Origin of the sequence: Methyloversatilis sp. XJ19-49 (genome assembly GCF_024580145.1) — a bacterium.
Classification (GTDB): Bacteria; Pseudomonadota; Gammaproteobacteria; order Burkholderiales; family Rhodocyclaceae; genus Methyloversatilis.
Genome location: NZ_JANINI010000001.1, coordinates 537,900 through 563,985 on the forward strand (window position 1 = coordinate 537,900; position 26,086 = coordinate 563,985).

The 26,086-nt window shown below is 64.9% G+C and carries 19 protein-coding genes; 7 read left to right on the plus strand and 12 right to left on the minus strand.

What is annotated here, in order from left to right:
• The first annotated feature begins 83 nt into the window (after positions 1-83).
• From rsxA to nth, 7 genes are all read left to right on the plus strand, one after another.
• On the plus strand, positions 84-662 hold the full coding sequence (gene rsxA, locus NMQ16_RS02445; protein ID WP_069040029.1) for an electron transport complex subunit RsxA: 579 nt from the start codon (positions 84-86) through the stop codon (positions 660-662).
• The gene (rsxB, locus tag NMQ16_RS02450) at positions 659-1,237 is read left to right on the plus strand and encodes an electron transport complex subunit RsxB (protein ID WP_257078889.1); all 579 of its coding nucleotides are present in this window, start codon (positions 659-661) and stop codon (positions 1,235-1,237) included. The genes rsxA and rsxB overlap by 4 nt, the downstream gene beginning before the upstream one ends.
• A 1-nt stretch (position 1,238) precedes the next feature.
• Positions 1,239-2,900, plus strand: coding sequence for an electron transport complex subunit RsxC (gene rsxC, locus NMQ16_RS02455; protein WP_257078890.1), 1,662 nt, complete (start codon positions 1,239-1,241; stop codon positions 2,898-2,900).
• Between the two features lie 99 nt (positions 2,901-2,999).
• Complete coding sequence (locus NMQ16_RS02460; RefSeq protein ID WP_257078891.1) at positions 3,000-4,016, plus strand: RnfABCDGE type electron transport complex subunit D; 1,017 nt, start codon at positions 3,000-3,002, stop codon at positions 4,014-4,016.
• Entirely contained in the window at positions 4,013-4,969 is a 957-nt protein-coding gene (locus NMQ16_RS02465) for an RnfABCDGE type electron transport complex subunit G (RefSeq protein ID WP_257078892.1), read from the plus strand. Before NMQ16_RS02460 ends, NMQ16_RS02465 begins: the two co-directional genes overlap by 4 nt.
• 97 nt (positions 4,970-5,066) lie before the next feature.
• On the plus strand, positions 5,067-5,759 hold the full coding sequence (locus NMQ16_RS02470) for an electron transport complex subunit E (protein ID WP_257078893.1): 693 nt from the start codon (positions 5,067-5,069) through the stop codon (positions 5,757-5,759).
• Positions 5,759-6,418, plus strand: a complete 660-nt coding sequence (gene nth / locus NMQ16_RS02475; RefSeq protein ID WP_257078917.1) for an endonuclease III — start codon at positions 5,759-5,761, stop codon at positions 6,416-6,418. The genes NMQ16_RS02470 and nth overlap by 1 nt, the downstream gene beginning before the upstream one ends.
• Positions 6,419-6,499: 81 nt before the next feature.
• Here the strand turns inward: nth and NMQ16_RS02480 are convergent, their stop codons facing one another.
• The 12 genes from NMQ16_RS02480 to NMQ16_RS02535 all read right to left on the minus strand — a co-directional run.
• Positions 6,500-9,955, minus strand: coding sequence for an EAL domain-containing protein (locus NMQ16_RS02480; protein WP_257078894.1), 3,456 nt, complete (start codon positions 9,953-9,955; stop codon positions 6,500-6,502).
• Complete coding sequence (locus NMQ16_RS02485; protein ID WP_257078895.1) at positions 9,955-10,398, minus strand: response regulator; 444 nt, start codon at positions 10,396-10,398, stop codon at positions 9,955-9,957. Before NMQ16_RS02485 ends, NMQ16_RS02480 begins: the two co-directional genes overlap by 1 nt.
• Positions 10,395-13,415 (minus strand): PAS domain S-box protein, encoded by a 3,021-nt coding sequence (locus NMQ16_RS02490; protein WP_257078896.1) that lies wholly within the window; start codon positions 13,413-13,415, stop codon positions 10,395-10,397. Before NMQ16_RS02490 ends, NMQ16_RS02485 begins: the two co-directional genes overlap by 4 nt.
• Positions 13,412-14,380: an ABC transporter substrate-binding protein gene (locus tag NMQ16_RS02495; protein ID WP_257078897.1), complete on the minus strand. Its 969-nt coding sequence runs from the start codon at positions 14,378-14,380 to the stop codon at positions 13,412-13,414. The genes NMQ16_RS02490 and NMQ16_RS02495 overlap by 4 nt, the downstream gene beginning before the upstream one ends.
• A gap of 113 nt (positions 14,381-14,493) precedes the next feature.
• Entirely contained in the window at positions 14,494-17,781 is a 3,288-nt protein-coding gene (locus NMQ16_RS02500) for a PAS domain S-box protein (RefSeq protein WP_257078898.1), read from the minus strand.
• A complete protein-coding gene (locus tag NMQ16_RS02505; RefSeq protein WP_257078899.1) occupies positions 17,765-18,886 on the minus strand; it encodes a two-component system response regulator in 1,122 nt (373 codons plus the stop codon). The genes NMQ16_RS02500 and NMQ16_RS02505 overlap by 17 nt, the downstream gene beginning before the upstream one ends.
• Positions 18,887-19,424: 538 nt before the next feature.
• Positions 19,425-20,207 (minus strand): 3-hydroxybutyrate dehydrogenase, encoded by a 783-nt coding sequence (locus tag NMQ16_RS02510; protein WP_257078900.1) that lies wholly within the window; start codon positions 20,205-20,207, stop codon positions 19,425-19,427.
• A gap of 57 nt (positions 20,208-20,264) precedes the next feature.
• Positions 20,265-20,453, minus strand: coding sequence for a hypothetical protein (locus NMQ16_RS02515; protein WP_257078901.1), 189 nt, complete (start codon positions 20,451-20,453; stop codon positions 20,265-20,267).
• Between the two features lie 290 nt (positions 20,454-20,743).
• On the minus strand, positions 20,744-22,423 hold the full coding sequence (locus NMQ16_RS02520) for an oleate hydratase (RefSeq protein WP_257078902.1): 1,680 nt from the start codon (positions 22,421-22,423) through the stop codon (positions 20,744-20,746).
• Between the two features lie 24 nt (positions 22,424-22,447).
• Entirely contained in the window at positions 22,448-24,217 is a 1,770-nt protein-coding gene (locus NMQ16_RS02525; protein ID WP_257078903.1) for an oleate hydratase, read from the minus strand.
• An 852-nt stretch (positions 24,218-25,069) separates the two neighbouring features.
• Complete coding sequence (locus NMQ16_RS02530; protein WP_257078904.1) at positions 25,070-25,480, minus strand: hypothetical protein; 411 nt, start codon at positions 25,478-25,480, stop codon at positions 25,070-25,072.
• A 465-nt stretch (positions 25,481-25,945) separates the two neighbouring features.
• On the minus strand, positions 25,946-26,086 hold a 141-nt coding region (locus tag NMQ16_RS02535), incomplete at its 5' end, for a hypothetical protein (protein ID WP_257078918.1).

The window sequence follows — 26,086 nt, forward strand, 5'->3', positions numbered from 1 at the left end:
TGCACTAACGGATAATTCAGCGGTTTCGCGGTGCACCGTGTGCCGCGGCGTGCAGTAAAACTCTGGCGAACCTTCGCCCCGTCATGACGAGTTACCTCTATCTGCTGCTGGGTGCCGCGCTGGTCAATAACGTGGTGTTCGTGCGCATTCTCGGCCTGTGCCCTTTCATGGGCGTGTCGAAGAAGCTGGAAACCGCGGTGGGCATGGGTCTGGCGACGATGTTCGTGCTGACGCTGGCGTGCGGCACCAGCTATCTGATCGACACCTTCCTTCTGAAGCCCTTCGACCTCGGCTATCTGTCGACGCTGAGCTTCATTGTGGTGATCGCCGCCATCGTGCAGCTGACCGAACTGGTGATACAGAAAACCAGCCCGCTGCTGCATCAGGTGCTGGGCATCTACCTGCCGCTGATCACCACCAATTGCGCCGTGCTCGGCGTGCCGCTGCTCAATGCCTCGATGGCGCATGACCTGCTCGAATCGCTGCTGTTCGGCTTCGCGTCGGCCGCCGGCTTCGTGCTGGCGCTGGTGCTGTTCGCCAGCATCCGCGAGCGGCTCGACGGTGCCGACATTCCCGCGCCGTTCCGCGGCAACGCCATCGCGATGATCACGGCCGGCCTGATGAGCCTCGCCTTCATGGGTTTTGCAGGGCTGGATTCGTGATCACGGCGCTGATCGTCATGGCAGGTCTGGCGCTGGTGCTCGGTGCGACGCTGGGCGCGGCATCGGTGCTGTTCAAGACACAGGGCGACCCGCTGGTCGACAAGATCGATGCCATCCTGCCGCAGACGCAGTGCGGCCAGTGCGGCTACCCCGGCTGCAAGCCCTACGCCACCGCGATCGCCGGCGGCGACGCCGACATCAACCAGTGCCCGCCGGGCGGCGACGAGGGCGTGCGCAAGCTGGCCGATCTGCTGGGCCGCGAGTACAAGCCGCTGAATGCCGAACACGGCATCGAAAAGCCGAAGTCTGTTGCGGTCATCGACGAGGCGACCTGCATCGGCTGCACCCTGTGCATCCAGGCCTGCCCGGTGGACGCCATTGTCGGCGCGGCCAAGCAGATGCACACCATCGTCGCCGACCTGTGCACCGGCTGCGAACTGTGCGTGCCGCCCTGCCCTGCCGACTGCATCGACATGGTGCCGGTGGCCGAAACGGTCGACAACTGGAAGTGGCGCTACCCGGTGTTCGAACTGAAGGTGCAGCCGGCAACACTGCCGGCGAAGGAAGCGGCCTGACATGCTGAGCAAGCTCTTTTCGTTCAACGGCGGCGTCAAGCCCGACCCGAACAAGTCGCTGTCGACGCGCGAACCGATCGCCCGCCTGGCGCTGCCGCCGCAGCTCGTCATTCCGCTGCACCAGCACATCGGCGGCACGCCGCGACCGCTGGTGAGCGTGGGCGACAAGGTGCTGCGCGGGCAGCGCATCGGTGCGGCCGACGGCAATGTATCGAGCGCGGTGCATGCGCCCACGTCAGGCCACGTGGTTGCCATCGAGCCACGGCCCATGCCGCATGCGTCGGGCCTGTCGTCACCGGCCGTGGTGATCGAACCCGACGGGCAGGACATCGCCATCGAACGCGAGCCCTTCGACTGGCACGCCGCCGCGCCGGGTGAAATCCGCGATTTCCTGCGCGATGCCGGCGTGGTGGGTCTGGGCGGTGCGGTGTTTCCAAGCCATCTCAAGCTCAATCCCGGCAAGTCTGGTCACACCGACACGCTGGTGATCAACGGTGCGGAGTGCGAGCCCTTCATCACCTGCGACGACATGCTGATGCGTGCCGAGCCCGGAAACATCCTGCGCGGCGCACTGATCATGCAGCGCATGCTGGCGGCGAAGCAGGTACTGGTGGCGCTGGAGGACAACAAGCCGGAAGCCGCTGTCGCACTGAAGGCCGCTGCACAGGCGCTGGGCCACGCCTCGCTCGAAGTCGTCGTTGTACCGACGCGCTACCCGGCCGGCGGCGCCAAGCAGCTGATCCGCGTGCTGACCGGCATCGAAGTGCCGCATGGCAGCCGTTCGACCGATTTCGGCGTGCAGTGCTTCAACGTCGCCACCGCGCTGGCCGTGTGGCGCGCGCTGGAGCACGGCGAGCCACTGACCCGGCGCATCGTCACCGTGACCGGCAATGTCGAGCGCCCGCGCAACTTCGACGTCGCCATCGGCACACCGATCTCGCACCTGTTCGCCGCAGCCGGCCTCAAGCCCGACACCGACAAGCTCATCATGGGCGGCCCGATGATGGGCATCCCGCTGCCGAATATCGACGCACCGGTGGTCAAGGCCACCAATTGCCTGCTCGCCTCGTCGCCGACACTGTTCGCTCCGCCGGAACCTGAATTGCCCTGCATACGCTGTGGCGAGTGCGCGCGCGCCTGTCCGGCCGACCTGCAACCGTTCGAGCTGTATTGGCATTCGCGGGCGCGCAATTTCGGGCGCGCACAGGAATACAAGCTGTTCGACTGCATCGAATGCGGCTGCTGCGCCTACGTGTGCCCGTCGCACATCCCTCTGGTTGATTACTACCGCTACGCCAAGAGTGAAATCTGGGCGCGCGAACGCGACAAGGATGCTGCCGATTCGGCGCGCGAGCGTTTCGAATTCCGCAACTGGCGCGCCGACCGCGAAAAGGAAGAGAAGGCCGCCAAGCTGGCCGCACGCAATGCCGCCAAGCCGGCTGTCAAGCCGACCGATGGCGCAGGCGACGCTGCAACGGCCGCCGACGACCCGAAGAAAGCGCTGATCGAAGCAGCCATGGCGCGCGCCAGGGCACAGAAGGAGGCGGTCGCCGCGAAGAACACCGACGCGTTGACGCCGGCCCAGCAGGCGCAGATCGACGTGGCAGAGGAACGCCGCAAGCGCGCGTCGGCACTGAGCGGGAGCGACGCGCCCGCCGAGTGAGCCAGGCCATGCCCCCCCCCACGAGCCACCCCATGAGCTGACCCGCGACTGCCCCGGGCAGTACCCACCCGACGGCCCCGCCGACCACCACGGACTCCGATGTATAACTCGCCCTATCTCCGCCAGAACACCAGCGTGCGCCGCGTCATGGTGACCGTGCTCGTTGCCATGCTGCCGGCCATCGCCCTGCAGGTGTGGCTGTTCGGCATCGGCCTGCTGCTGCAGATCGCGATCGCCAGCGCCACTGCGCTGGCCTGCGAAGCCGCCATGCTGTCGCTGCGCCGCCGCCCGGTGGCACGCGCACTCGGCGACGGCAGCGCGCTGGTCACCGCCTGGCTGATCGCCGTCTGCCTGCCGCCGCTGCTGCCCTGGTGGATGATCGTCATCGGCACGTCGTTCGCGATCGTCATCGGCAAGCACCTCTACGGTGGCCTCGGCCAGAACCCGTTCAACCCGGCCATGCTGGCCTATTGCGTGCTGATCATCAGCTTTCCGGCACTGATGTCGCAGTGGCCCGGACTGCAGGGCAGCGACGCCGCCACACAGCTCGACTGGGTGCTCGGCGGCGAGCGCGTGCTCGACGCGGTCACCGGCGCCACACCGCTGGATGCGCTGCGCACCGGGCTGCTCGGCAACGCCGATGTCTCCGCCGTGATGCAGTCAGCGGCTTTCGGTCACTTGGGCGGCGCCGGCTGGGAATGGGTCGCACTGGCCTGGGGCGCGGGCGGCCTGCTGCTGCTCGCGCTGCGCATCATCACCTGGCACATTCCGGTCGCGTTCCTCGGCGCCATGTCGCTGGTGTCCGGCGTGGCCTGGCTGATCGATCCGTCGCACCACGCCAGCCCGGCCTTCCACCTGCTGGCCGGCGGCACGATGCTGGGTGCCTTCTTCATCGCGACCGATCCGGTGTCGGGCGCGACGACACCGCGCGGGAAGCTGATCTTCGCGGCGGGCATCGCGCTCATCGCCTGGCTCATCCGTGCCTTCGGCGCCTACCCGGACGGCATTGCCTTCGCGGTGCTGCTGCTGAACATCTGCGTGCCGCTGATCGACATCAAGACCCAGCCGCCCGTGTTCGGCCACAAGGTCGAGCCACCGGAAGGCGGCACACGATGAGCGACGCGGAGCGTGACACCCCGGCGGCGACACCGGCCGCCGATCCGGCATCGGCCGAGGCGTTGCCCAGCGCACTGACAGCGCACGAACTGACACCACCCGCCAGTGCAGCCGGCACCGCCGCGCGATCGGCCCTGCTGCTCGGCACCTTCACGCTCATCTTCACCGCGCTGATGGCGCTTACCTTCGAAGCCACGCGCGAGCCGATCCGCGCATCGGTCGAAGCGCGCCGGCTCGAGCTGATCGCCCAAGTTCTGCCGCAGGGCGACTACGACAACGCGCTGCTGACCGACATCGTGCAGTTGCCGTCACTGCCCGCGCTGGGCATTGCCGGGCCGGTCACGCTGCACCGCGCGCGACGCGGCGCCGATCCGGTCGCGCTGGTGTTCGAGGCGCAGGCGCCCGACGGCTACAGCGGCGCGATCCGCCTGCTGATCGCGCTGCGTGCCGATGGCACACTGGGCGGCGTGCGGGTCGTTGCGCACAAGGAAACACCCGGCCTGGGCGACTACATCGACCCGGCCAAGGACCGCGCCACGCCGAAGTGGATCGCCCAGTTCGTCGGCCGCGACACCGCGCAGGCGGGCAGCTGGACGGTGCGCAAGGACGGTGGCGACTTCGCCTACATGACGGGTGCGACGATTTCGCCGCGCGCCGTGATCCGCGCCACGGGGCGGGGGGGGGGGGGGGGGCGCCCCCCCCCCCCCCCCNGCCGCGACACCGCGCAGGCGGGCAGCTGGACGGTGCGCAAGGACGGTGGCGACTTCGCCTACATGACGGGTGCGACGATTTCGCCGCGCGCCGTGATCCGCGCCACGGGGCGCGCCGTGGCGGCGATCGCCCCGGCGCGCGAGGTGCTGTTCGGCCTGCCGACCGGCGCCGACGCGGGCAAGGTGCTTGCGAAGAAAGACTTGCCGCTGCCGGGCGCCGAAAATGCGGACAAGAACGAATGACGACACGCGCGATCGACCGGGTTCCTGACCGGCCTTCATACTGCTCCAGGCAGCCTTTTCAGCGACAGTCCGCGGTGCATGAAAGGATGTGCTAACAATGAATCTCGAAGAACGTACCGCTTACGGCGACATCGGTCGCAAGGGCCTGTGGGAGAACAACACCGCGCTGGTGCAGCTGCTCGGCCTGTGTCCGCTGCTGGCGATCAGCAATACGTTGGTCAATGCGGTCAGCCTTTCACTGGCCACCGTGCTGGTGATGGCGCTGGCCAGCGGCGCCGTGGCGGCGCTGCGCACGCTGATTCCTTACGAAATCCGCATCCCGGTGTTCATTCTGATCATCGCCGCGCTGGTCACCTGCCTCGACCTCGCGTTCAACGCCTGGCTGCACGAGCTGTATCTGGTGCTGGGCATCTTCATTCCGCTGATCGTCACCAACTGCATCGTGCTGGCGCGGGTGGAGGCCTTTGCGGCGAAGAATTCTCCGCTGGCCGCCGCGTGGGATGGTGCGGCGATGGGCGTCGGCCTGCTGTGGGTGCTGGCGCTGCTGGGCGGCGCACGCGAACTGATCGGCGCGGGCACGCTGTTTGCCGGTATCGACATGATCATTCCGGGCGCGCAGGCATTCAGGCTGCTCGGTGATGACTACCACGGCCTGTTGATCGCCATCCTGCCGCCCGGTGCTTTCATCCTGCTCGGACTGCTGATCGCTGCGCGCAACGCATGGGTGGCGCGCGCCGCGGCCGCCCGTCCGGCGGCACCGCACGCGCCGGCGGACGCGGCGTCTGCCTGATGGGCGCGCGGGTCAGCAAGCTCGCGCGCGCCGACATCCAGACGATGTTCGAGCGCTGGCGCGCCGCCAACCCGCATCCGAAAAGCGATCTCGAGTACGGCTCGCCGTTTCAGCTGCTGGTCGCCGTGGTGCTGTCGGCGCAGGCGACCGACAAGGGCGTGAATGTCGCCACGCGCCGGCTGTTTCCCGTGGCGCCGACGCCGGAAGCCATGGTCAGCCTGGGTGTCGCCGGAGTCGAGGACATCATCAAGACCATCGGCCTGTTCCGCGCCAAGGCGAAGAACGTCGTGTCACTGTCGCACCAGCTGCTGGAGAAGCATGGCGGCGAAGTACCGAACGACCGCGCCGCGCTCGAAGCGCTGCCCGGCGTCGGCCGCAAGACAGCCAATGTGGTGCTGAACATCGTGTTCGGCGAGCCGACCATGGCGGTCGATACGCACATCTTCCGCATTTCGAACCGCATCGGCCTCGCGCCCGGCAAGGACGTCGTCGCGGTCGAACAGGCGCTGCTCAAGGTGGTCCCGAAGGAATTCATGGACCACGCCCACCACTGGCTCATCCTGCACGGCCGCTATACCTGCACCGCTCGCAAGCCGCTGTGCGGCCAGTGCAACATCACCGACCTGTGCCGCTTCCGGGACAAGAACATCGCCGGGTGACAACCCGGCAGGGCCGCCCTGTGGGAGCGCCGCTCCCACAGCCCACCACTCCAACAGGCCGCTGCTCCAAAAGGCGCGCCATTAGAGATTGCGGTAGGGTGCGATCAGCCCTGCAGGAAACGCATCGCGAATTCTTCGCCGGGCAGCGGCTTGCTGAACAGATACCCCTGCCACGCATCGCACTCGCGCTCCTTCAGGAACGCNACGCATCGCGAATTCTTCGCCGGGCAGCGGCTTGCTGAACAGATACCCCTGCCACGCATCGCACTCGCGCTCCTTCAGGAACGCCAGCTGTTCAGGCGTTTCGACGCCTTCCGCCACCACACGCATTTTCAGCGTGTGCGCCATGGCGATGATGGTGGCGGCAATTTCCATGTCATTGCGGTCGTGCGGGATGTCGCGCACGAAGCTCTGGTCGATCTTCAGCACGTCGATCGGAAAACGCTTCAGATAGGCCAGTGACGAATAGCCGGTGCCGAAATCATCGATCGACAAGGCAATGCCGAGCGCCTTGAGTTCGCGCAGCCGCATTTCGGTCGCGGCCTGTTCGCCGGCCAGCATCGATTCGGTCAGTTCGAATTCGAGCCAGTCCGGGCCGACACCGAACTCCTCCATCAACGCGGCCACGCGCTGGGCGAGATCGGCCTGCTGCAGTTGGCGGGCCGACAGGTTGACCGCCACCGTCAGGGCATGGCCGGCGTCGCGCCAGGCGCGCACCTGGGCACAGGCCGTGCGCAATACCCACTCACCGATCGGCACGATCAGACCGGTTTCCTCCGCCACCGGTATGAAGCGCGCCGGTGAAATGACGCCCTCTTCCGGATCGATCCAGCGCACCAGCGCTTCGGCGCCGGTCAGCCGGCCGCTGGTCATGTCGATCTGCGGCTGATAATGCAGGTTGAATTCGCCACGCTCCAGCGCGCGGCGCAGCCGCGTGTCCAGATGCAGCCGGTCCTGCGCAGCGCGGCTCATGGCTTCGGTGTAGAAGCGGAACGCGCCGCGCCCGGCTTCCTTGGCCTGGTACATCGCCACATCGGAATGCTGGATCAGCTCCGTCACGGTGCGGCCGTCGTCCGGAAACACTGAAATGCCGATGCTCGCGCCGATGTAGATTTCGCGTCCCTGGCTCAGGCTGAACGGCGCCGTCAGCAGGTCGATCAGCATCTGCGCGACGATGGCGGCGTCTTCCGGCACCGTCATTTCCTCGATCAGCAGCACGAATTCGTCGCCGCCGAGCCGGGCCAGCGTGTCGACCTCGCGCAGCCGGCTGCGCAGCCGCTTCGCAATCGCGGCCAGGAGTTCGTCGCCAGCTGGATGACCCAGGCTGTCGTTCACGTTCTTGAAACGGTCCAGATCGATGAACAGCAGCGCGAGATGGCAGCGGCTGCGGGCGGCGCGTTCGATGGCATGCTGGATGCGCGATTGCATCAACAGGCGGTTCGGCAGATCGGTCAGCGGATCGTGGTGGGCCAGGTAGTCGAGTTTCGCTTCGGAGCGCTTGAGCTGGCTGATGTCGGTCATGACCGCAACGTAGTGACTGGGCTTGCCGACTTCGTTGCGCACCGTACTGATGGTGAGCAGCTGCTGGTAGAGCTCGCCACTCTTGCGCCGGTTCCACACTTCGCCCTGCCAGTTGCCGCTACCCAGTACAGCCGACCACATGGCCTCGTAGAACCGCTCGTCGTGGCGTCCCGACTTCAGCATGCGCGGCGTCTGGCCTATGGCTTCGAACTCGCTGTAACCACTGATGCTGGAAAACGCGCGATTGACGGCGACGATCTGCGCTTCGAGATCGGTGATGAATATGCCGTCACGCGTACTTTCAAACACGGCGCCAGCCTGCCTGAGTGCGGTCGCTGCGCGGACTTTCTGCACGGCCAGCCCGGTGATGCGGCTGAAATCGTTGATCAGCTCCAGTTGCGCAGCGTCCGGCAGGCAGGGCGTGTCGTGATAGAGCGCAAAGGTACCGAGCACGCGCCCGTCCTTGTCCTTGTAGGGTACCGACCAGCAGGCACTGAAGCCACCCAGGCGCGCCAGATCGACGTAAGACGCCCAGCAAGGGTGCTCGAAAACATTCTCGACCAGAACGGTTTCGCCCGACCAGGCAGACGTGCCGCAGGAGCCTACGCCCGGACCCGGCAGCACGCCTTCGATCGCCTGCAGATAGCGCTCGGGCAGCGAAGGGGCAGCGCCGTTCACAAGACGGCCGTTCACTTCATGCAGCAGCTGGATCGATACGCGCGTCGACGGTTCGATCGCCTGCATGCGCAGCGCGATCGCTTCGAGAATGGCGGACAGCGGTTCGGCGGCAACGATGCGGTCAAGCACTTCGGCACGTGCCTCGCCGATCAGTGCGGCGCGCTTGTCGGCACTGATATCGGTCCACGAACCCACGAATTCAGCGCCCGGATCGCCGCTCTGGCCGACCCGGCGCAGTTCGTCGCGCACCCAGATTTCGCTGCCGTCACGCCGTTTGAAGCGGTAGTCGAGGCTGAGCTGTCCGTCCAGCAAGAGGCCTTCGGAGCGCGCCAGCGCGGTATCGCGGTCCTGCGCATTCAGGCCGGCCTGCCACCAGCCGGGCGCCAGTACTTCGGCCACCGTATAGCCAAGGATGCGGGTCACGTTTTCACTGACCCATGACGACTGGTACTCGCCGTCCTGCTCGCGCAGGCTGTACACGATGGTCGGACTGGCCGCGAGCAGTTGCGACATCCGCTGGTTGGTGGCATTGAGACGTTCGCTCTCAAGCACCAGTTCGGCCCGGCGATGGACTTTCTCCAGCGTGGCCGGCAGTTCGAACAGATAGCCTGGATGCTTGACCAGATAGTCGTCGACACCCAGATGCAGGGCGCTGGATGCCAGCTGCTCGCTGTCCTGACCCGCCAGCATGACGATGGGGAGGGGCAGGTGGCGCTCGCTGCGGATCAGCTTCACGAGGTCGAGCCCGGTCGTTTCATCGGGCAGCGCGTCGATCAGCAATACGTCGAAAGTCGCTTCGGCTTCCGGGCCCACTTGCAGCCGGTTGATCACCGCATCGGTGCCACCGATACTTTCCAGCCGGATCTGCGGCGCGTGCTTGAGGAGGTGACCGCGCATCAGTTCCACATCTTCAAGGCTCGATTCGGCGCACAACACGCGGATCGGCCGGTCGCACCGCGCCGACATCGAACGATGCCGCCGCAGGGCAGCGTCAAGCACGCGCGGCAACCGTTCGAGGTAGGAGCCGGATTTGATAAGGTAGTCGTCCGCACCCGCCTTCAGCGCGGCAATCGCCGAACTGCCGTCGCCCGACCCGGTCAGCACCACCACCGCGACCGGCAGGGCGCGTTCCCTGACGTAAGCCAGCAACTCCAGTCCGCTGCCATCGGGCAGTTTCAGATCGGTCAGCAGCAGGTCGACGCCCGCCCGGGCGAGACGCTGACGTGCATCCTCGAGCGTGGGCACGATTTCGATGTCAAGTGCGCTGCCGCTGCGGCAAAGCGCGCGCTGCGTCAGATCGGCATCAAACTCCGAATCTTCTGCGTAGAGGATGCGCATCAGATCGGCGGCTGGTTCAGTTCGAACCAGTATCGTCCGATCTGGCCCGTCGCTTCGACGAAACGATCAAAATCCACCGGCTTGACGATGAAGGAATTGACGCCCAGCGAATAGGCATCAAGCAGGTCACGCTGTTCCGCCGACGAACTCAGCATCACCACCGGAATGCTCCGATGTACCGGATGGCGCTTCAGCTGGCGTAGCACCTCGAAACCATTGACGCCCGGCAGGTTGATGTCGAGCAGGATCAGCGCGGGCGGCGGCTCGCCCTGGTCCCAGCTGTGCATGAAATCGAGCGCCGTTTCGCCGTCGCGCGCCACATGCACCGGTCCGGCCAGCGGGTCGCGCGCAAAGGCGCGACAGGTCAGATCGATGTCGACCGGATTGTCTTCGACCAGCAGGATGGGCGGGGCCGCTGACGGCTGGCGGGTGGCGGGATTCATGCCGGAAACTCCAGATGGAAGGTGGCGCCCTCGCCCGGCGCACTTTCTGCCCAGACGCGGCCATCCATACGCTGCATGGCCTTGCGCACCAGTGCAAGCCCGACGCCGGTGCCCGAGAAGTCTTCGTTGCGGTGCAAGCGCTGGAAGATCTCGAATATCCGTTCGTGGTACTTCATGTCGAAACCGATGCCGTTGTCGCGGATGCTCAGATATGCGCGCCCGTCCCGTACAGCCGCGTGCAGGGTGACGACGGGCGGATGGGCATCGCGACTGAACTTCAACGCATTGTCCAGCAGGTTGCGAAGCACCATTTCGACTCCCTGATGATCGGCACGTACGGTAATGGGCGGTACCTCACCCACGATCTGCACCGACGCCGCTGTGATTTCGTCGCTGCGACGGTGCAGCACATTGCGCATGACCTCGCCCAGATCGACCCGGCTCGCTTCAAGCGAGCGCCGCTCCATGCGCGAGTAGGCCAGCAGGTCCTCGATCAGGGCATGCATCTGGCGTGTGCCGTTCCGGATATTGGCGAGGAAGCGCTGCCCCTGTTCGTCCAGACGGTCACCGTAATCCTCCAGCAGGATCTTGCTGTAGCCATCGATGCCGCGCAAGGGCGCCTTCAGGTCATGCGACACGGCGTACGAAAAGGATTCCAGTTCCTTCATCGCATCGGACAGCGCCTGCGTGCGCTCGGCGACGCGCTGTTCGAGGTCACGGTTGAGCTCGCGCAGAGTGTCCTGCGTTTCTCGGAATTCGGTGATGTCGCGTGCGATGCCGAGCACACCGACCAGCGTGCCGCCGGCATCGTGCATCGGCGTCTTGATGGTCTGCAGCAGCATCCGCTCACCGGTGTCCCGCATCGTCACCCATTCTTCATTGACGCTTTTCTGGCCGGTGCGCATCGCGCGTTCGTCATGGCTGCGGAAGAAGTCGGCCTCTTCCTGGCTGAAAAAGTCGTAATCGGTCCGGCCGAGCAGTTCGGCTTCGGTCCTGCCGCACAGGCGTTCGAACTGCCTGTTGCAAGACAGGAAAACGCCCTCCGGAGACTTGAGCCACACCAGGTCGGGCAGCGTGGCAAACAGCGTCCGCAGATGGGTACGCTCCTGCTCGACCGCACGCTCGGCATTCCGGCGCGCGGTGATGTCGACGTCCATGCAGACCATGATCGGATCCTTGTCCAGCCCGGGGATGCTGAACAGCGTCGCTTCGATCCAGCGCGGCGAACCGTCGCGATGCCTGACCAGATACTCCGACGGTCCGATGGACTGTCCGCTCTGCGCGATCTGCGCCAGCGAACCGACAAACAGATCGGCTTCCTCGCGCGTATGCATGAGGATATCGACGCGGCGCCCGATCACTTCGTCGGGAAGCCAGCCGTACAGCCGGGTGGACCCGCCATTCCAGTAAAGAACGCAACCGGCCGCGTCGAACCACTGCACCGCCACATTCGGCGCTTGTTCGAGCGTGGCGCGCAGGCGCTCCTCGGATGCGCGCAAGGCCTGCTCGGCTTCGAACTGGTGCGTGACGTCGAGCAGCGTGCCGACGTACTTGACCACTCCGCCGGCATCGTCGGTGACCATCTGCACGCTGGGCTGCAGGTGGCGCACGGGCCCAATATCCGGCGAGGTGCGATGGAGATACAGGGGTACTTCGGTCGCTCCCTGTGCGAGCAGACCCATCACATGCCCCAGATGATCACGATCGTCGGGGTGCAGCAGATTCATGTATCGCTCGGGCTCGGGAACGCCATCGGCCGGATCGAGACCGAAAAACGCGTACATCTGTTCCGACCACCAGCCTCCGCCGGTCGCTCTGTGAAACTCCCAGCTCCCCAGGCCGGCTATTCGCTCCGCTGCACTCAGGCGGTTCCGCTCGAGCTTGAGAGCCTGTTCCGCCTCGCGCCGTGCCGTGATGTCCTGGATCACTGCGAGGTGGTAGTCCGGTTCGGCACCAGGCGCCCATAGCGGCGACACGCTCAGCGCGACCCAGATGACGCGGCCATCCTTGTGGAACACCCGCTTTTCAATCGAAAACTCGAGGATCTCGCCTTTTTTTAGCGAGTCGAGCAACGCCAGATTGCCCGGTAGATCCTCCGGATGCGTGACGCGCATGAAATCCAGGCTGCGCATTTCAGCTTCGTCATAGCCCATGATTTCGCGGTATTTGTGGTTCACCGACATGAAGTGGCCGAGACGGCTGTCGATGCGCGCCACGCCCACGCCCACCTGTTCGTACATCGCTCGGAACAGCCGCTCGCTGTCCTGCAACGCAGCGTGCTGCGCCTGCAGCCGCACCGCCATATCGTTGAATGCACAGCCGATTTCAGCAAGTTCGTCGCGCCCGCCAAGGTCGACGCGGGTATCGAGCCGGCCCTGTCCGAACGCCCGTGCCGCGTTGGTCAGCTGCGCAGCGCGACGGAACCAGATCAGGTGCAGGAACAGCGACAGCAGCAAGGACCAGCACAGGATCAGCACCGCATGCCGCCACAGTTCGACGCGGCTGGCATGCAGGCGCTGACTGAACGGCTGGGTCAGGTCCGAACGCACGAAAAGCTGGTGGCCGCCTTCAAGAGCCATGAGGCCAGTCAGCGCGGTACGCGAGGCATGCACCTGCACCAGCAGCGAGTTGTCGGGCGCGCGCGGCGCATCCAGCAGGGCCGCACCACCCCGCGTGTCGGCTGCGAGGACGTCGGACAGCGACTGCCCCAGATCGGCGCGCGCGAGCGAGCCGACGATCCGGCCACCGGGCGCGATCAGATAGGCATGCGTCAGGTGGGGACGCAAGGCCAGTTCTGCCACGGAACGACGCAGTTTCAATGGCCGGTTCTGCAGGATGAGCTGGTCCAGATTCGACTGCTCGATGCCCAGCCGCTCGACCAGCAACTGCTTCTGTTCCTGTTCCACGCGCAGGCGGTAGTCGGCCCGCTGCAGCATGTGATCGACGCCCACCATCACCAACGCCACCAAGGTGATGAGCAGCGGCACCAGCGTGCGCGCAGGCAGGCGCAGCGTCATGGCCGCGGCCTCGCCGCCAGAACATCCGCCGCAACATGGCCGTCAAACAACTTTGTCCAGTCGGGTTCGGCCATGACGCGCTGACTGGCCTTCAGGTCGGCCACGAGCTGTCCAAGCGCGAGCATGTCGGCGTCAGGCACTGCATCCAGGAGCACCTTACTGTCTTCCAGCGTCAGCATGCGCACATTCTCGAGTGCACGGAGGTAGGACACAGTGTCCAGATCGGTGCCGGCTGCCAGCGTGCGCGCCGCCTCCTGCGGCTGCGCCACCAACGCGAGGCGACCATCCTCGAAGGCGCGCAGCAGGGCACGTACCTGGGCTGGCCGGGCGCCCAGCGCGTCGCTGCGAATCACCAGCACGTCGACCACTTCGCCCGGCATGTCGGCACTGTCGAGCAGCACGCGGTAGCCGGCTGCCACGAGGCTGGACACGACCGGCTCGAAGGTGATGACTGCATCAACACGGCCTCGTGTCAGTGCGACTTCGTGCTCGACCAACGGCAGCCTGAAAAGCGACACGGCATCGCGCTGCAGGCCACCTGCTTCGAGCAGGCGTTGCAACATCACATCAGCCAGTGCGCTGTTCTCCATACCGATGCGCGCGCCCTTCAGCGCCGCAGCGCTCGCGAAGCCGGGCTTGGCGACCACCGCGTCGGCCCCCTTCGACAGACTGAGAATGGCCACCACCTTGATATCCACGCCCGAACCTGCCAGCTCGATCGCTTCGGCCAACGTCAGACCGGCCGCTTCGAGCAGCCCGTTGCGCAATTGCCGAGCGCTTTCGCTGCTCGATTCGAGTTCGACGATGCGCAGGTCGGCCGGATCGGTGAGGCCCCGCTCGCGCGCCAGAACGAGCGGGTCATAGCCCAGCCAGGGGTTGACGCCGACCCGCAACGGCAGTTCCGGCGGGTCACTGCACGCCGCAAGGGCCAGACAGGCCGCCAGCAGAATGATGGATCGGGACACTACGCAAAGGCGCATTTCGGATCGGGCAGTTTGCTGGCCAGGAAGAGAGGGGTGGCTTACAAATTCTTACGTCGGACGGATCACAGTGTGCCGCGTTTCCTGAAATTTTCCACTCAGGCCGGATTGCGTTGGCTCAATTTCTTCGCGGTCAGCAATGCGGCGTCGTAGTCGAACGCAGACAACTCACGCTGCAGACGCCGTCCGGGCTCGCCCAGTGCATCGATCACCGACGACGACTCCCGCGCCAGCACACGGGCGCGCGTGTCCCCTGCTTCAAGCAAGGGCAGCAGACTTTCCAGCAGGCAGCGCAGCGCCTGCGGATCGGGGGCAGCGGGCGATTCGACCGTGGCGGACGGCGCACCGCGTGGTACGCGCGCATCGAGCCAGCGCAGCAACATGGCGTAGAAATCGACCGGTTCGACCGGTTTGGAAATGAAGTCATCCATGCCTGCATCGGCACAGGTGCGCCGATCTTCATCGAAGGCATTGGCGGTCATGGCGAGAATGGGCACAGCGCTCCAGCCGGGCAACCGGCGCAGGCGGCGCGTTGCCTCGACGCCGTCCATGCGCGGCATCTGCATGTCCATCAGCACCAGGTCGTAGCGCATATCGCGAGCGCGCTCCAAAGCCTCGACGCCGTCCTCGGCGATGTCGGCGACGAGGCCGGCTTCCTCCAGCAAGGCGAGCGCCACCTCGCGATTGATGGGGTTGTCTTCGACCAGCAGGATGCGTGCGTCGGCATACCGGGTGCGCAAGCTGACCGCCGCGTCGTCCGGGCTCTCGCTGACGGCGCGCGCTGCGGTCTGTCCGTCATGCAGCGCCAGCCGGGCGGTAAACCAGAAGGTACTTCCGTGGCCCGGTTCGCTGGTCGCGCCGGCGTCGCCTCCCATCAGTCGGGCCAGCTGGCGGGTGATCGCAAGACCGAGACCGGTGCCGCCGTAGCGGCGGGTGGTGGATGCGTCGGCCTGCTCGAAGGTGCGAAAAAGGCGCCCGAGCTCTGCCGGTGCAACGCCTACACCGGTGTCGCTGACCTCGAACCGGATCATCACCGTGCCGTCGACCTGTTCGTCGCCCTCATCCACCCGGTGTGCGGTCAACGTGATGCCGCCGTGCTCGGTGAATTTCACCGCATTGCTGAGGTAATTGAGCAAGGCCTGCCGCAGGCGGATCACGTCGCCGACGAGCAGCGGTGGCATGTCTTCACTGCTGACATGCAGGTACAGACCGCGTTCGAGCGCACGTTCGAGCAGCATGGACCGCATCTGGTCGAGCAGCGAATCGATGCTGAATTCCACTGCTTCGAGCTTGAGTTTGTCGGCGTCCATCTTCGACAGGTCGAGCACATCGTCGATGATGTGGCGCAAGTGGCCGGCCGCATCCTCGATCTTGGTCAGCCGCTCGCGCTGTACGGCATCGAGCCCGGAACGCGACAGCAGGTGGGCCAGCCCGACGATGGCGTTCATCGGCGTGCGGATTTCATGGCTCATGTTGGCGAAGAACAGGCTCTTCGAGCGGTTGGCCGCCTCGGCGGCCTCCTTTGCGAGCGCCAGTTCCGACGTGCGGCTGAGCACCAGTTCTTCCAGCCGGTTGCGGTGGCGCTGCAGCTCTTCCTCCATGCGCTTGCGTTCGGAAATATCCTGGGTGACCGTCACGTAGTGACTGATGTGGCCGTCCGGCTGACGGATCGGCGTCATGCCCAGGTATTCCAGCGCTTCCCGTCCATCGGTGCGACGCACCGTGAATTCCCCTTTCCAGGCGCGCCCCTCGTCGAGCGCCAGCCGCATGGCGTGGCTCGGGTGCGCGTCATCCTGGTCGGACGGCATGTACAGCGAACGCAGGTCGCATCCGATCAACTCGCTGCGCCCCAGCCCGGACAGTTTCAGGTAGGCGTCATTGACATAGGTGACACGCCCGGACGAATCGGTGATGACGATGCCGGCAGGATTCTGCTCGACCGCCTGCGACAGCATGTGGATCGACTGCTCGGCCCGCTTGCGGTCGGTCACGTCCTGCAGCGTGCCGCGCAGGCGCACCACCCGGCTGCCGTCGCTGACCGGGGAACCGACCGCTCGCACCCACTTTCGGCGGCCGGTCGCGCTGGTCATTTCCAGTTCGAGATCGTAGGGCTGCGCCGCGTCGATGGCCGACCGGATGGCCGCGTCGAGGCGGCGGCGATGTTCGCCGTCGAAACGTTCGAGCCCGCTCGCCAGCGTCGCGTCGTCGCCCGGTGCGATGTCGTGGATGCGCATGACCTCGTCGGTCGAGCTGACGCGACCACTCGCCACGTCCAGTGACCAGGCGCCGATGTGCGCCATTTCGCCCATTTCGCGCAGCAGTTCTTCCCTCTCCTTCAGGGCACTGGCTACCGCCGTGCGCTCGGTGATGTCGGCCAGGATGCAGTGCGTGCAGACGAACTTTCCGTCAAGGTCCCGCTGGATGCGACCGACCAGCCAGACGACGACTTCAAGACCATCGCGATGCTGCAGCCGGATCTCGCGTTGCACCTGCCCCTTCTGCAGGAAGCTGGCGAAGCACGACGGGAAGTGATCACGCGCAGCAGGCATCCACACTTCGCCGAACGGGCGACCGATCAGTTGTTCCGGCGCATAGCCGATCAGTTCGCACAGCACAGGGTTTACGCCAAGGAAGCGGCCCTGCTCATCGAGCGACTGGTAGGCGACCGGCGAGTGTTCGAACAACGAGCGGAAACGCGCCTCGCTTTCGCGCAGGGCGGCTTCCGCCCGGATGCGATCGGTGATGTCGCGCGCCACGCCATACAGCCCGATCACGCGGCCTTCGGCGTCATGCATCGGCCCCTTGGTACTGAGGAAGACACGTTCACCATCGGCAGTGACCAGCCTTTCCTCGAAGCGGATGACCTGGTTCTCCTGCAGCACTCGGCGGTCGTTCTCCATCACCTGTTGCGCTTCGGCCGGCGGATGCACCGAGCGGTCATCGCGGCCGAGCACGGCATCTTCGGTGGTCTTCAGCAGGCGGCAGGATTCGGGATTGAACAGCAGGTAGCGCCCCTCGGTGTCCTTGGCGAACATCGGGTCGGACGAACTGCTGACGAAGGAATCAAGCAATGAAGTTGCCTGCCTGCGCTCGGCCTGCAGACGCATTTCGCGTTCAAGAACCTCCATCGTCCGGCTGACCTGGCGGCGCATCAGCAGATACAGCGCCACGGCAGTGACAGTGACGAACAACCATCCCTTGAGAATGCTCAGACGGGTTCGCGCTGCGCCTTCCGGCGTGACCATTTCGAGCGCCTGATCGGACAGCAGTATCCACAGCCCGGAAACGATCAGATAGCCGAGCACGACGTTGAGCACGCCGCGCCGGCCGCGCTGGCGGGCCAGCGCGAGATCCTGCCGCACCTGCTGCTCAGTGGCTGTCTGCATGATGCTGCGCGATGTCGATGAAGTCGTCGTAACGATCAATGAAGGCATCCACCACGTCCGGATCGAAGTGAATACCGCGTCCCGCGAGGATTTCGCACTTCACCTGTTCGGCCGGGAAGGACGCCTTGTAAACGCGACGCGTGCTCAGGGCATCGAACACGTCAGCCAGCGCCATCAGGCGGGCCGACACCGGGATCGCGTCGCCGGCCAGCGCATCCGGGTAGCCGCTTCCGTCCCAGTGCTCGTGATGCCAGTGCGCGATCTCCTTGGCCAGCGACAGAAAGCCGACCCGTTCGTCGCCGCCTGACCCGGTGCTTTCGGATTCGGCCCGCTCGATCGCCTGCGCACCGAGCAGGGCGTGGGTTTTCATCACCGTCCATTCCGCGTCGTCAAGCTTGCCCCGCTTGTGCAGGATGGCGTCCGGGATGCCCACCTTGCCGATGTCGTGCAGCGGCGCGGACCGCACCAGCAGCTCGATGTAGGCCGGCGTCAGTGTGGATGCGAAGCGCGGATGCGTGGCGAGCTGTTCGGCCAGCACGCGCACGTAGATCTGCGTGCGCAGGATGTGCGCGCCGGTCTCCTGGTCGCGCGTTTCAGCGAGTTCTGCCAGGGCACGGATGCTGACCGCCTGGATGCGGTCGTTCTCCGCCATCCGCCGCGCGACCTCCTGCTCCAGCCAGGTGTTCTGGTCACGCAGCACGTCGCGCGCCATCCTGGCCTGAAGCTGGGTACGCACGCGCGCCAGCACGACCAATGGCTTGAGCGGCTTGGCGATGTAGTCGACCGCCCCGCGCGCCAGCCCGGCTTCTTCGTCGCCGGCGCCGGCAAGCGCCGTGACGAAAATGACCGGGATGTCGCGCGTTGCCGGGTCGGCACGCAGCGCATCGAGCACGGCGTAGCCATCCATGCCGGGCATCATGACGTCGAGCAGGATCAATGACGGCGCCTCCGCGTCCTTCGCAAGCCGCAGCGCCGAGCGCCCGTTGTTCGCCGCCTTCACGCAATACCCCGCTGCACGCAGAAGACCATCCAGCACTTCTAGGTTTTCCGGCATGTCATCGACGATCAGTATGCTCGTCGCGTCCGGCGCACCTGTTTCGCTCATGTGACACGTAAGGATTTGACGGGCCGACTAGCTTGCACCGCGAAGATGCCGGTACGCAACCCGAAATCCGCCAGGAAACCCGCAGTTTTCGATTGTTTCAAGAAGCGGTCGCCCGACTGGCCTCAAATGGCAGCGCCCTGCGCGGGCCGGTCCAGGCTGACGGATGCAAGCCTGTCGGGACGTTTTACAGCGGACCGCTCGATTACAGCCAGTCGTGGGGCGCGGTCGATGGCTTCAATACCCGCGCGCTGAGCATCCTGCTGCCTCAGGCGTATGCGCTGTCGGGCGACGCCGGCCCTGCTGACCCACACCGCCGTCACGGCGCCGATCCCGGAACCCGGTACCTGGGCGATGCTGCCGGCAGGACTGAAGACGATGTGGGCTACCGGCGCGTGGGGCGCACGGCCGCGGCCCACCTCACGCATGGCTTAGCGCCAGAACCGGGGCGTCGCACACAGGCCGCAGTCACATTTCGCGTTGAACGACAGCGGACGCTTTCGCACGGCGGCGTCACCGCTTCAGCGCCTGTAACGAGCGCTCAGTGCGCCGTCCAGCCGCCATCCACCGGCAGCACAGCGCCGGTGATCGAGGCAGCATCGTCGCTGCACAGGAAGCACGTCAGCGCAGCCACCTGCTCGACCGTCACGAACTTCCTGGTCGGCTGGGCGGCCAGCAGCACGTCGCGGACGACGGCCTCGGCCGTGATGCCGCGTGCCCTGGCGGTGTCCGGGATCTGCGCGTCGATCAGCGGGGTCCGCACGTAACCCGGGGCGACTGCATTGACGGTGATCCCCGCTTCGGCCACTTCGAGCGCCACCGACTTGGTGAGCCCGGCCACGCCGTGCTTGGCCGCGACATAGGCCGATTTGTAGGGACTGGCCACCAGCGCATGGGCGGAAGCGATATTGACGATGCGGCCGAAGCCCCGGCGCTTCATGGCCGGCAGCGCAAGCCGCGTGGTGTGGAAGATGGCCGTCAGGTTGATCGCGAGAATCGCATCCCACTGTTCGACCGGAAACTCGTCCACCGGCGCCACATGCTGGACGCCCGCATTGTTGATCAGCAGGTCGATGCAGCCGAACTCCGCCAGCGCCCCGGCCATCATGGCCTCGATCGCTTCGGGCCGGCGCATGTCTGCACCGTCGTAGCCGACCCGGACGCCGTGGCGTTCGGCCAGTTCGTCCTTCAGACGGACCATGGCGGCCGGATCGCCGAAGCCATGGAGGATCACGTTGGCGCCCTGCGCGGCCAGGCCGTGAGCGATGCCCAGGCCGATGCCCGAAGTGGAGCCGGTGACGAGTGCGGTCTTGTCTTTCAGCATGGTGTCGGTGTCCCGGTGAGGTGAAAGAGACGTGTGCCGGTCAGGCGATGTCCAAGACTACGCTGCCACGTGCATTAGTGTATCCGGCAAGACTCCGACTTCAGTGGGCTCAGCCGTCATGCCCTTGAAGTGCGCCTCGAGGGTCAGCGCGGAATCCGCAGGCGCGCGAGGCGCCAGCAGGATTTCGACCAGCCGTCGGGCCCGGTCGGTGTGGCGTTGATCCCCTTGATAAAGCCAGGTGTTCATCGAGGTCTCCCGGCAGGGTGATGTGGCTGGTCAAATGCAGTCGCCCGCCAGGCACCCGCGCTCGCGTCCCCCGGCCCGGATCGACGCCTTCCGGCGGCACGTGCGACAGCCACGCATGCCGAGGCGCTCGGCCAGCGCAAGGAACACCTGATTGGCCCGCTCGGGCGCGGAGCAGACGAGGACGTCAGCTTTTGGCGCAGCAAAGGGATAGCGGATACAGGGGCAAGGTCAGGTACCCATCGCCTGCGCCATTCGATATCCCGCTTCCGATCGCTCTGCCGCGCAGACTTCTAGCGGGCCAAGGCACGTGCAACTGCGATGGACGTGAGCGGGTTGTGCTGCCCGAAATACATGGGCGGCACCACCAGCGACGGCTTGACGAACTTCTTCACCGCGTGCATCGCCCCCAGCACGCTGTACTCCGTGGTGAACACGATGCCGTCGGGAATCTCCACAAACTGCCCTAGGAGCGCGAAGTTCCCTGAACCCTCCGGAACCACCTCAGGCCGGTCGCCCCTGGCTCTGCCAAGAAACTGGCTGGTGCCGTAGGGCAGCATGCAGGGTATGCAGGTAGAGGTATCGAGGATTTCGTTCTTCTCCTCCTCGTCCCGGTCGAACTGCAGATGAGCCAGCAATTCCTCCAACATCTCGCGACCCGTGCACTCGGCCATGGTCTTCTTCACGAACGTACCGATGTGGTCGTAACCCAGCGCCGTCACCCAGATCACGCAGGTATCGCGGGGCTGGCCGGGGAACAGGGGCTGGCGATACGTGTGCAGGTGCAGGATCCACGGAGAGGCTGTGATGGGCAGCGGGCTCTGACGACCCATCTGACGCTCCACCAGCCACTCGAACTTGCGCTGGAACAATCCGCCGCGGAAGGTGACGGTGAATGTCATCATCGTGGACTGCGAAATGTCGCGCAGGAACTGGTCGGGGCGGCCTAAGTCGGGCTGCCTCGCGGCAATCTTCTTCCACAGCGTCCACGCTCCGCCAAGGTTCCGGTCATCGACCGCGGGCGTGTCCACCGGACGGTCATGGGCGCCGAAAGAGGCGTTGCTGACGATGGAACCGATGGTCAGGAAGACGAGGTCGGTGTCACCCACCGGGATGCAGGGTTCGGGATTGCCGCTCCCGGTCTCGAGGTGGATTCGCTCGATCCACCTCTTCTTGCCGCTGGCGTCGACCTTGAAGTCGATGTCCGACATCCGGCAGTTGTAGTGGATATTCACGCCCGTCTTCTGCATGAAGCGCAGGGCGGGCAGGATGAAGGAGTGGAAGTTGGTATGGCGGGTCCGCTCCAGTGCAATCATCGTATTCATGTTGGGCATCTCGTGAAAGAAGAGGCGCATGTAGCGCTTCATCTCCACCGCTGAATGCCACGGCTGAAAGGCAAAAAGTGCCCGCCACATGTACCAGTAATTGCTGGTGAAAAAGGTGTCTCCGAAGATGTCGGTAATCTTTGCACCGTCTGGAATCAGGAACTCGGGTGTGGCAAGGAGTCTTGCCATCTTCAATTTTTCAGCCGTGTTCAGACCCAGCTGATATCCGGAGTCCTTCTCACCGTGTTCATGCAGAAGGCGAACAACCGTGTGGACCCTGCATTCTTCAAGGTTTTTCCGATGATCTTCCAGGCACGATTCATGATCGTTGTACGGAATGATGGACCACAGTTCTTTGGTGCAGGCATATACCCTGTCTTCAAACATGCGACTGCCCTGCATGAAGTAAGCGGGTTGGTCGCCTACCATCATCTCCGAGGCATCGCAGCTCCCTCCAACAAGGTGCTTGTCACCCATCTGCTCGAAGATGTGGATATTGGCTGGGTTGAAGTCTGCCTTCCGGATCAGATACATCGCAGCGGCGATGGAACCCAGGCCAAGACCATTGAGATAGACGTTGACGGAAGAATCGCCTCTGTTCTGCATTTTGTTGTGCTCCTCCTTTATTGCGCTATCGGTGAAATTCAAAAGGCCGATGTCGAGGAAGTGTGCTCAATCGCCGGTGACGAGCCCGAATTCGCGCAGCAGTGCACCTATCTGGGTCTCGTCAAGTTTGTTCATCAGCATGTTGCGCAGGAACGCTGGCCCCGGAATGTCGATCTCCTTGCCATCGCGCAGACGGCCGGTCGCGGACAGGAGCATACGAATGTCGTAGGTAGAGCCGAACACTTCCGGCACGCCGCGCTCGACCTCGAGCAGTGTGTAGACGGCCTCCATCGGCGTTCGTACGGAGTACTCGGTGGTGAAGATGCAGTCGCGCTCCCTGGATTCCGCGAACTGTCCGATGAAGGCGAAATTGACAGCGCCCTCAGGCACTACATCCGGGCGATCACCGGCCTGGCGTGGCATGAAGAAGGCGGTCACGTACGGCATCATCACCGGCACGGTTGTCGCACCCGTTGCGGCCAGTTCGGGGATGTCCTCGACCGGCACGCCCAGGTGGTAGAGCCATTCCTGCGTGATCTCCTCGCCGCTGCAGTCCTGCATCGGCTTCTTCACGTAATCGCCGGGTTTCTCGACGAACAGCGCGTATACCCAAACCACTATCTGGTCCCTGGGTTGCTGCTTGAAGTGCGGCTGCCGATTGACCGTCCAACTGAGCAGCCACGATGAATCCTTCGCGGTCACGATGCCGCCAGTCACCACCTTGCCGCTGAACGGGTCACGCCTGGCAATCTTCTGGATGTATTTCGGGATGCGCTGATCGAGCGTGGTGACGGTGGCCGACTCCCACTTGGTCTCGGGGATGTGCGAGCCGAAGACATTCGGGTGCCCGAACGCCGGATCCTTTGCGGCGATGCGCCGCCAAAGCTCCCATGCCGGCGCAGGCCCCAGGTTGAGATTCGCCGGTGTGTGGTGGTCACCGTTGTCGGAGTTCTCGGTGAGCGAGCCGATGGTCATGAACACCAGGTCGTCGCGGCCAAGATCGACTCCGCCTTCGACGCCGAGCCTGCGCCAGTGGATGCGGGTGGCCTGTTTGCGTCCGGGTGCGATGTCGAAATCGACATCGGTCACCTCGGTCCCGTACTGGAACACCACGCCATGATCCAGCAGCCACTTCACCAGTGGCAGCACCAGCGACTCGTACTGGTTGTACTTGGTGAACTTCAGCGTGGAGAAGTCCGGCATACCTCTGATCTGGTGGATGAATCGATGCAGGTACCGCTTCATCTCCAGCGCCGAGTGCCACTCCTCGAAGGCAAACATCGTGCGCCAGTAAAGCCAGAAATTGCTGCTCAGGAATTCCTTCCCGAATACCTCGTTGATGCGCGTGTTCTCCATCTCCGCACGGGTGGCGAGGAAGAACTTGATGATCTCCCGCTGCGCCTGCTCACTGAGCGTGAACAGGCCATCGGTATGTGCGTCCTCGCCGCGATTCACGGTGGCGCGCTGCAAGGAGGAGTTGGGATCGTCCTTGTCGAGCCAATAGAATTCGTCGAGCACGCTGGCACCGTCGATCTCCAGCGACGGGATCGAGCGATACAGGTCCCACAGGCATTCGAAGTGTTCTTCCATCTCGCGACCGCCGCGGATCACGAAGCCCTTCTCCGGCTCCTTGATGCCGTCCAGCGCACCGCCTGGCAACTGTTGCTGCTCCAGGATGGTGATCCGGTTACCCGGCATCTGGCCGTCGCGGATCAGGAAGGCCGCACCGGCCAGCGCCGCCAGGCCCGCACCGACGAACCAGGCGGTCTTGCTTTCGACGCCCGGGGGTTTGCGCGGGCGAACGAACGCCTCGTAGTTGCCGCTGCTGTAGTACATGGGAATTCCCTTGGTTGGCATTGCAGAGACAGAGGCGTTGCCCGGCGTCGACTGCGCGCGAGCGATGGCACCAGCGCGATGCCAGGACGTCGTGGCGAAGTGCAAGTCGTTCCGGTTACGACGATTCTCCGAAGCTTCGGAGCACACCTGCGTGGTCGTCTGTTCGGTGCCGTACGTCATCCCCCGTGCGTGAGCTCAAGCTCAGGCCACAGAGGCAAACGGGGTCCCGGCGCCGACGGTGACCGCCGTCTCGACCGCACCCGGAAAGCGACGCGCCACATGCCGTCCCGCACCCGTGCGTCTGCCAACCCGAGCGGAGAGCGCACCCGGATCCGCCAGACAGGTCAACGACGACAGAGACACCCAGAGAATCGGATGCACTGGCATCTGCCATGGAGACGACGGCAATCGGCAGCATTGCGCCCACCGGGAAGCGGGTCACCGACACGATCGCGGCCCGAGTCGGACGCGCCGCGATCGTGTCGCTGAACTCCGACTCGACGTGGGCATGCGCACATGGGACATCAATTTGCCGGCCAGCGGCCGGACCGGACCCCGGTCGACATCGACACCCGCCGGCTCGCGTTGCTCGCGCACCATGTCCTGCTTCAACTCTTCGCGCTCCTGTCCACGTCGGCGTTCTCGGCGTCCGCCCGGGAATGCACGGAAGCGAACTCACCCGCCACCCTCGACATGGCACCCGCGATCAACCTTCAGAAACGGTCAACAGGATCGTTCGATGCCCTGTGCCCGTTGCGGCCTCGCTGCGCACGAGGCTGACGGTCGACCCGATGCGGTCGCCATGGCGGTGTTCGGCTTACGCGCGAGGACGCAGCGAGTTCGTGGTCGATGTCAGTGCCGCAACGGCCAGTCTGCGCAAATCACGTAAAGCCCGGGTTCGGCCGACTTCAAGTCCGACTGCAGAACGGTCATGTCCGCGTCGATATTGGCCCTGGAATTGGCGGCACCGGCTGTTATCTCGACCCTGGCGACCGCGGCCTCGCCCTTGGCAATCCGCCGGTCAGCCGCGAGCACAAACCCCTCGCTTCTTGCGGTGTCGGTGGCATCCGCGGAAGGCCCCTTGCGCGGGTGCTCAGTCGCGCCTGGCTGCACCCGCTTGACCCCGTCATCCTTGACTTGCAGGACCAGGCTCGCCACGTCGTGGGGGCCGGTGCGGTTGCTGGTTCCGGTGCCGAAAAATCCGCCAGCGCAGACAATCACGCATGACAATTCGCTACCGGGTGAGATGATCAGATCTTCCATGAGGTCGACCTTCTAACCGGCATCGTTGTGGATGGACTCATCATCAGAGTCTTGTTGACGTTCCAGCCCATGGCGAGTCGCGTCGACTCGATGATGTTGTCGCCGACCGTCGTGGTTCCACCGGAACCCTGCACCGCGACAGGGGCCATGGTGCGCAGCGCGCGCCAAAGACTTTGAGCGCCGAAGAGGCGAGGTTCGAGCGGTTCTTCTTTCCGCCGCCGCTGTCCCATGCATCGACGCCTGCTCTGGCGGCCGATCGAAGGTAGCAGTCCCGAGCCTGTTGCGGGACTTTCCGCTCGGCATTGCGGTGCTCGACAGCGCGATGTTCGGGCTCGGACTCGCGGGCTACGGCAGTTTTGCCGGCAGTTCGGGGGATGTCGAAGGCGCACGACAGCAATCTACCCGCCACATCAACATATCAGGCCCGTTTTTTGGTCGACCTCGAACGTCCGCGATAGACGAAACTCATTCCCACTCGATGGTCGCCGGCGGCTTGCCCGAGATGTCATACACCACCCGATTGATGCCGCGCACCTCGTTGATGATGCGGTTGCTGGTGCGGCCGAGCAGGCTGTGCGGCAGCTCGGCCCAGTGGGCGGTCATGAA

Excerpts from the sequence above, each read along its gene's own strand:
- rsxC (WP_257078890.1), top strand. The coding sequence starts at position 1,239 with ATGCTGAGCAAGCTCTTTTCGTTCAACGGCGGCGTCAAGCCCGACCCG.
- NMQ16_RS02490 (WP_257078896.1), bottom strand. The coding sequence starts at position 13,415 with ATGACGCTGCGCCTGCCTGCGCGCACGCTGGTGCCGCTGCTCATCACC.
- NMQ16_RS02505 (WP_257078899.1), bottom strand. The coding sequence starts at position 18,886 with ATGAGCGAAACAGGTGCGCCGGACGCGACGAGCATACTGATCGTCGAT.
- NMQ16_RS02470 (WP_257078893.1), top strand. The coding sequence starts at position 5,067 with ATGAATCTCGAAGAACGTACCGCTTACGGCGACATCGGTCGCAAGGGC.
- NMQ16_RS02460 (WP_257078891.1), top strand. The coding sequence starts at position 3,000 with ATGTATAACTCGCCCTATCTCCGCCAGAACACCAGCGTGCGCCGCGTC.
- NMQ16_RS02525 (WP_257078903.1), bottom strand. The coding sequence starts at position 24,217 with ATGTACTACAGCAGCGGCAACTACGAGGCGTTCGTTCGCCCGCGCAAA.
- NMQ16_RS02510 (WP_257078900.1), bottom strand. The coding sequence starts at position 20,207 with ATGCTGAAAGACAAGACCGCACTCGTCACCGGCTCCACTTCGGGCATC.
- rsxA (WP_069040029.1), top strand. The coding sequence starts at position 84 with ATGACGAGTTACCTCTATCTGCTGCTGGGTGCCGCGCTGGTCAATAAC.
- NMQ16_RS02515 (WP_257078901.1), bottom strand. The coding sequence starts at position 20,453 with ATGAACACCTGGCTTTATCAAGGGGATCAACGCCACACCGACCGGGCC.
- NMQ16_RS02530 (WP_257078904.1), bottom strand. The coding sequence starts at position 25,480 with ATGGAAGATCTGATCATCTCACCCGGTAGCGAATTGTCATGCGTGATT.
- NMQ16_RS02485 (WP_257078895.1), bottom strand. The coding sequence starts at position 10,398 with ATGAATCCCGCCACCCGCCAGCCGTCAGCGGCCCCGCCCATCCTGCTG.
- nth (WP_257078917.1), top strand. The coding sequence starts at position 5,759 with ATGGGCGCGCGGGTCAGCAAGCTCGCGCGCGCCGACATCCAGACGATG.
- NMQ16_RS02500 (WP_257078898.1), bottom strand. The coding sequence starts at position 17,781 with ATGCAGACAGCCACTGAGCAGCAGGTGCGGCAGGATCTCGCGCTGGCC.